Source organism: Cereibacter johrii, from assembly GCF_001720585.1.
Lineage (GTDB): Bacteria > Pseudomonadota > Alphaproteobacteria > Rhodobacterales > Rhodobacteraceae > Cereibacter_A > Cereibacter_A johrii.
Window position 1 is genome coordinate 1 of sequence record NZ_MABH01000214.1, and the last position, 6,937, is coordinate 6,937.

Consider the following 6,937-nt stretch of genomic DNA (forward strand, 5'->3'; position numbering starts at 1 on the left):
GGCCGGGCCCGCGCCGCCCAGACGGGGGCGGGGGACCGGGGCCGCGGGTTGGGCCTCGCGCGGGGTCTCCGCGGGCTCGGAAATCCGGGAAGATCGCGGGTCGGCAAGAGGCGCTTGCGGGGCCGACGGCTTGGAAGCGTTCACTATGGCGGGTCCGCGGGCTCGGGGCTGATCGCCCAAGGTATGCCAGCTTTACACCGCTGGTTGCAAGTGATGTTATGGCCGCTCCGGCCGCCGCCCCATCCGGGGGCAGGGCCGGAGGCGGACGGGGACAGGCGACTGGGGCAGGCGGAATGACGGGGCTCTCGGGTCTTCTTGCAGGGCGGCGCTTCGTCTGGGGCCGGTCGGTCCTCTCGCTCATGCTGCGCGAGATGGCCACGAGCTACGGCCGCTCTCCAGGGGGCTATCTCTGGGCCGTGGCCGAGCCGGTGGCGGCGCTGACGCTGCTGACGGTGGTCTTCTCCTTCGTGATGCGCTCGCCGCCCTTGGGCAACAACTTCGCGCTCTTCTATGCCACGGGCTACCTGCCCTTCATGTATTACAGCGCCCTCACCTCGAAGATCGGCCAGTCGATCCGCTTCTCGCGCCCGCTTCTCGCCTATCCGGCGGTGAGCTTCTTCGATGCGATCCTGAGCCGGTTCCTCCTCAACACCCTGACGAACCTCGTGGTCTTCGTGATCGTGATGGTGGGCATCGTCGCCTTCTACGGCCTGAACGTGAGCCTCGATCTGCCCGCGATCCTCGAGGCCTTCAGCATGGCGGCGGCGCTTGCGATGGGCGTGGGCACGCTCAACTGCTATCTCTTCAGCGTGGCGCCGGTCTGGGAACGGGTCTGGGCCATCCTCAACCGGCCGATGTTCCTTGTGTCGGGGATCTTCTTCCTGATGGAGACCGTGCCCGAGCCCTTCCGCACGCTCCTGTCCTACAACCCGCTCACCCATGTGATCGCGAAGATGCGCCAGGGCTTCTTTGCCACCTACGACGCCCGGCTGGTCGACCCGCTCTATGCCTATTCCGTAAGCCTCGTCTGTCTCTTCTTCGGCATGCTGTTGCTGAACCGTCATCACCGGATGCTTCTGAACGAGGGGGCATGACCTCGTCCCTTTGCGTCTACCTCAGGTAGTTGTTAGGTATCGGCCATTCATTTGGAGACGGACATGCTGAAACTTCACCGTCTGCGCCGATTTGCCCGGATCCTGGTCCTGACGGGCGAGGAGCGTCGCTATCTCCGCGCAATCCGGAAAAGCGGGCTTTTCGACCGGACCTATTATCGGGGGGCCTATCCTGGGTTGAACCCGATCTACCTGAAATATCCCGAGAAACACTACATCGCCTATGGCGAGCAGCTGGGCTACCGGCCGAACCCGGACTTCTCGCCCCAGGCCTATCTGCGCTATCATCCCGACGTGGCGGAGGCCGGCGTGCCGCCCTTCCTGCATTATGTCCGCGTGGGCCATGCCGAGCAGCGCCTGACCAAGGAGCTGCCCGAGGTCGTGGCGCTTCCCGCCCGCGGCATGCCGCAGGTCCGCTTCGAGCACGGGCGCCAGACCGCGCCCTATGCGGTGGCGGTGCATGTCTATTATCCCGATCTCTGGCCCGAGTTCGCCGCCCGTCTGCGGCGGCTCCGCATCCCCTTCGACCTCTATGTCACGCTGACCTATCGCGGCGAGGAGACCGACGCGCTGGCCGAGGAGATCCGCGCCGACTTCCCCGGCGCCTTCGTGACCCCGATGCCGAACCGCGGCCGCGATATCCTGCCCTTCGTCACCCTGCTCAATGCGGGCGCCTTCGACGGCTACCGGGCGGTCTGCAAGTTCCACACGAAGAAATCCCCCCACCGGCAGGACGGCGATCTCTGGCGGCAGCATCTGATCGAGGGGATCCTGCCCGAGACCGGGCTCGAGGAGAAGCTCGAGGCCTTCATCGAGGCGCCCGAGGCGGGCTTCTGGGTGGCCGACGGGCAGCATTACACCGGCACCCAATGGTGGGGCTCGAACGTCGAGGCCACGCGCCACCTGCTCCAGCGCATCGAGATCCCGCTGGACCGCGAGGCGCTCTCCTTCCCGGCGGGCTCGATCTACTGGGTGAAGCCCCTGGTGCTGGGGCTTCTGCGCAGCCTGCAGCTCCGGCTCGAGGATTTCGACATCGAGGAGGGTCAGGTCGACGGCACCCTCGCCCATGCGATCGAGCGGGTGCTGGGCTATCTGACCGCGCGGGCCGGGCAGAAGGTCCTGCAGACGAGCGAACTCGGCCCGGCCGCGGCGGCGGCGCCCGCGAAGCCTGCCTTCGTCAGCGCCTTCTACCTGCCCCAGTTCCACCCCGTGCCCGAGAACGACGCCTGGTGGGGCAAGGGCTTCACCGAATGGCGCTCGGTGGTGAAGGCGCCCTCGATGTTCGAGGGCCATCTCCAGCCGATGCTGCCCGCCGATCTGGGCTTTTACGACCTGCGCGCCACCGAGGTGATGGGCGAGCAGGCGGCGATGGCCCGCGCGGCCGGGATCGACGCCTTCTGCGTCTATCACTACTGGTTCGACGGCCGCCGCATCCTCGAGGCGCCGATCGACCGGCTGATGGCGCGGCCCGAGATCGACTTTCCCTTCTATCTCTGCTGGGCCAACGAGAGCTGGCGGCGCAACTGGGACGGGCTGTCGGGCACCGTGCTGCTCGAACAGAGCTATGGCGCTGGCTTCGAGGAGAAGCTCGCCGCCGACACCGCCCCCTATCTGCGCGATCCGCGCTATGCCCGCCCCGACGGCCGCCGTCCGCGCTTCGTGATCTACCGTCCCGAGGACATGCCCGATCCGCAGGCCAGCGTGGCGCGGCTGCGCGAGGGCTGGCGGCGGGCGGGGATCGGCGAGGTCGAGCTCGGCGCGGTGCGGTTCCATGTCGAGGGCGCCCATCCGGTGCCCGAGGGGCTCTTCGACTTCTGGGTCGAGATGCCGCCGCACGGGCTGGTGAAGGGGCCGGACTATCTCTTCGGCGGCCCCGACGGCAACCGGATGCCTTGCGCGATGAACCCCGCCTTCTCGGGGCTGATCTACGATTACGCCGCCGTCGCGCGCCGGGCCCTGTCGGAGACCTATGTCCGCACCCTGCCCAAGGCCACGATCGCGGGCGTCATGCCGGGCTGGGACAATACGGCCCGGCGCGGGGCGGCGGGCCATGTGGCCTACGGGGCCAATCCCGCCACCTTCAACGTCTGGCTCGCGGGCGCGCTCGAGCGCCGCGTGCCTGCCTCCTATCGCCGCGAGCTTTTCGTCAATGCCTGGAACGAATGGGCCGAGAAGGCCGTCCTCGAGCCGAGCCTGACCTTCGGCGATCTCAATCTCCAGGTGATGCGGCAGCATCTGGGAGCGGCGGAGCCCGCCACCCATCTTGCGGAGCCGCCCGCGCACGGCATGAGGTCACACTGAATGGCAAGAGTCGTTCTGCACATCGGAACGCACAAGACGGCAACCACCACGATCCAGGACATGTTCGCGCATAATGCGGACCTTCTGCGGCAGCATGGGGTGATCTATCCGCGCCTCAGCCGCGTCGCGGGCCACCACGGGCTCGTGATGGAGTGGAACAAGCTGCCCGACATGTATGCCCTGCCCCAGGGCAGCATCGAGACGCTGAAACAGCTCGCGCGTGACTATGCCCGCGTTCCGGGCACGCTGGTTCTCAGCTCCGAGGAATTCTCGCGCGGCAAGCCCGGTGCTCAGGTGGACTTCCGGGCCATGCGCGAACTGCTCTCGGATTTCGAAAGCGTGTCGGTGGTTTGCGTGTTGCGTGAGCAATGGCAATTCATGCAGTCGATCTATCTGCAGGCCTCCAAGGAGCGGCAACCGCCCAAACCCTCCACCATGGTCGATTCCGTTCTCAGACGCGACATGACGGACGGGCTGTGGATCGACTACAACCTGCTCTACGATCATCTGCTTTCTGCCTTCGCGCCCGAAGAGATCACTTTCCTCGATTTTGATGCCTGCCGCCGACATCGGGACGGGGTCGTGGGTGCCATGCTGGACACGCTGGGCTGCGGTCTCCCAGCCTCTTCGCTTCAGGTTGTCCATGACGGGCTGTCAAACGTTTCGCCGCTGGCGCTGCCGACCTTTGCGGCCTGTGTCATCACGGAACCGGAGCAAGCGGCCCCTTGGGTGATCGATTGTGCGACAGGTGCCTTTCGCATCGAATATGGCGAAGAGGCCAGGTCCTGCCTGTGGACATACCCGGAGTTCCAGCAGCTCTTCGCCTATGCGAAGGAGCGTAACGGCCGTCTGTCGGAACGCCGGAAGGCGGTGCAGCCGGAGTTCCGCATTGCGGAAAGCGATCCCGAGGAGAAGCGCGTTTATCGCGACGGTCTCAACACCTCGTTCTGGATCCGGTGCAGCCGCTGGATCTATCGCGCCCGCCGGGGCTGACCGCCCGGGGGACGGCCCCCGGCAGAGGGGGCTTGCCAGCCGGGCCGCGTTGGGGACAGGTGGAACTCTCGAACGTCCTGGTGCCGGAGACAGAGATGACAGCCGCCGTCTATGCCCATCAGGGCTTCTGCAATGCCTGCGGATCCCCGGCGGAATTCCGATCGCAAAGCCCCTGGTTCCGCGACAACCTCTTCTGCTCGGTCTGCGGCTCGATCCCGCGCGAGCGCGCGCTGGCCACCGTGCTCGAGCGGGCGCGCCCCGACTGGCGCGACCGGCGCATCCATGAATCCTCGCCCGCCGACCGGGGGATCTCGGCCCGGCTCGCCCGGGAATGCCGGTCCTATGTCGCGAGCCAGTTCTTCCCCGGCGAACCGCTGGGCGCGACGGTGCGCGGCTTCCGCAACGAGAATCTCGAAGCGCAGACCTTCGAGGACGGGCGGTTCGACCTCGTGGTCACGCTCGATGTGATGGAGCATGTGAACGAGCCCGAGAAGGTCTTCCGCGAAGTGTTCCGCACCCTCGTGCCGGGGGGCGCCTACCTGTTCTCGGTCCCCACCTACAAGGAGCGCGTGACCAGCGAGCGGCGGGCCCGCTACCGCCCCGACGGCGGCATCGACCATCTGGCCGAGCCGGAATATCACGGCAATCCGGTGAGCGACGCAGGCTCGCTCGTGACCTTCCACTATGGCTACGACCTGCCCGAGCTGATCCACGCCTGGGCGGGTTTCGACGTCGAGCTGTTCCGCTTCCACCACCATCATCTGGGGCTGATCGGAGAGTTCACCGAGATCTATCTGGCGACGCGCCCGGCCTGAGGGGGCGGGCACGCCCGCCCCGGCGCGTCACGGGCCGCGGCGGTCAGGATTTCGGGCGGCGCAGGGCCTCGGAGACGCGGCGCAGGGGCCCGGTCACCCGCCAGGAGGCGCTGTCCAGAAGGGCGCTCTGCTCCGCCTCGAGGCGGGTCACCGCGGTCTGCAGGGCGCCCGCATGGCGTTCGAGCTCGGCCACATGCCGGCCCTTGTGATGCACCTGCTGGCGCAGTTCGTGGGCGAGGGCCGAGAGCTCTCCGGCATGGCGCTCCAGTTCGGCCGCGTGCTGCGTCTTCTGCCGAAGCTGCCGGGCGAGCTCTCCCGCGTGGCGCTCGAGTTCGGCCTCGTGCTGCGCCTTCTGCCGGAGCTGCTCGGCAAGCTCCCCCGCATGGCGCTCGAGCTCCGCGACATGGAGGGCCCTGTGATGAAGCTGGAGCTGCAGCTCGGCTGTCAGCCCGCCGAGCCGCTGCCTCTCCTGCTGCAGGATGGTCTGGCCCTCGTGGCGCAGGGCCGCCTCGCGCTCCAGCCGGGCGCCCTGCTCCTCCACCGCTCCGGCGAGGTCTGCCAGCAGCGGGGCCGCGGCCGCAACCTCGGCCGCGATCCGGTCGAGCGTCTCGCGGTCTCCGGGGCGGTCCTCTCCGGCGGCCCGCCGGTCGAGGATCTCCTCGGGGCGGGCGATCCAGTCGGACAGGCCCGCCCCGGCCGCGGGCGTCTCCGGCGCATGGCGCAGGTCGGCCGAGAGGAAGGCCTCGATCTCGGGGGCGGCCTCGTCGAGCGGGCGCGGGAGGGCCAGATCGAAGGCCTCCGCAATGCGCCCGAGCGTCCCCCGCCAGTCCGCGAGCAGCCCGTCGTAGGAGACGAAGACCCGGGGCCTGCCGCGGGTCTGGGCCTCGGCATCGAGCACATGGCGCAGCCAGAGCAGGAGGCCGCGCGCCTCGGGCCAGCCGTTGCGGCGCGCGAGCGAGGCGCCCACCTCTCGCGCGGGGCGGTGGGTGCAGACGGCCAGCGGCCGGAAGCCTGCCTCGGTCAGCGCCCCGGTCCAGAAGGGCAGCAGCCGGCAGATCCGCGGATCCTTGAGCACGATCGGCGCCGTGCCGGGAAATTCCGCCGCGAGCGCCTCCTGCGCCTCGGCGCGGAACGGCTCGGCCGCGGGCGAGAGATGCCAGTCCGCGTCGAAGGCCCGCCAGTCGTCCCAGGAGGAGCCTGCCGCGGCCAGAAGCGCATCGTTCAGCCGGAAGATCCGCGTGGATTCGAAATAGCCCCGGGGATTGTGCTCGGTCGGAGGCATCAGCTCCTGCGGCAGAGCGAAGCCCGCCCGGCCGAGCACGCCCGCGAGGGCCGAGGTGCCGGAGCGGTGCATCCCGAGGACGAGAAGGGCTGGGCGGGCAGGGGCCTGGTCGGACGTCATGAAGCGCGGTGAACCTCTGGCTGGGTCAGGGCGGGCGGCCGGATCGGGCGCGGGAGCGCCCTGCCGGACCTGGCGGTGAGGGGGGCTGCGAGGGTGGGCGGCGAGGGTGGTCCTCCGACTATGGACGGGGACGCGGCTTCTGCAAGCCGGGGCGGGCGGCGCCTGTTCCTTTCGGCAGGCAGTGGGACCGGAAAACAATGAAAATCGACTCCACTTTCCAGAGGACGGAAGTGTCCGGGGCCGGGGCGCGCCGTTCCCGCTAGGGGCCGGGGCGCCCGGAGCGCCCCTCGGGATCGCCGCGCCGGACCGGGGCA

General features: G+C 68.7%; 5 protein-coding genes. 4 read left to right on the plus strand and 1 reads right to left on the minus strand.

Annotated elements, in window-relative coordinates; all coding sequences use genetic code 11:
• Window positions 1–293 precede the first annotated feature (293 nt).
• From A9O63_RS18200 to A9O63_RS18215, 4 genes are all read left to right on the plus strand, one after another.
• Complete coding sequence (locus tag A9O63_RS18200) at window positions 294–1,094, plus strand: ABC transporter permease (protein ID WP_069333184.1); 801 nt, start codon at window positions 294–296, stop codon at window positions 1,092–1,094.
• A 63-nt stretch (window positions 1,095–1,157) separates the two neighbouring features.
• A complete protein-coding gene (locus A9O63_RS18205; protein WP_069333185.1) occupies window positions 1,158–3,413 on the plus strand; it encodes a glycoside hydrolase family 99-like domain-containing protein in 2,256 nt (751 codons plus the stop codon).
• The gene (locus A9O63_RS18210) at window positions 3,414–4,406 is read left to right on the plus strand and encodes a hypothetical protein (protein ID WP_069333186.1); all 993 of its coding nucleotides are present in this window, start codon (window positions 3,414–3,416) and stop codon (window positions 4,404–4,406) included. It begins immediately after the preceding gene.
• Window positions 4,407–4,501: 95 nt separating this feature from the next.
• On the plus strand, window positions 4,502–5,221 hold the full coding sequence (locus tag A9O63_RS18215; protein WP_069333187.1) for a methyltransferase domain-containing protein: 720 nt from the start codon (window positions 4,502–4,504) through the stop codon (window positions 5,219–5,221).
• Between the two features lie 43 nt (window positions 5,222–5,264).
• Here A9O63_RS18215 and A9O63_RS18220 read toward each other — a convergent pair whose 3' ends face one another.
• Window positions 5,265–6,623 (minus strand): sulfotransferase family protein, encoded by a 1,359-nt coding sequence (locus A9O63_RS18220; RefSeq protein ID WP_069333188.1) that lies wholly within the window; start codon window positions 6,621–6,623, stop codon window positions 5,265–5,267.
• Between the last annotated feature and the right edge of the window lie 314 nt (window positions 6,624–6,937).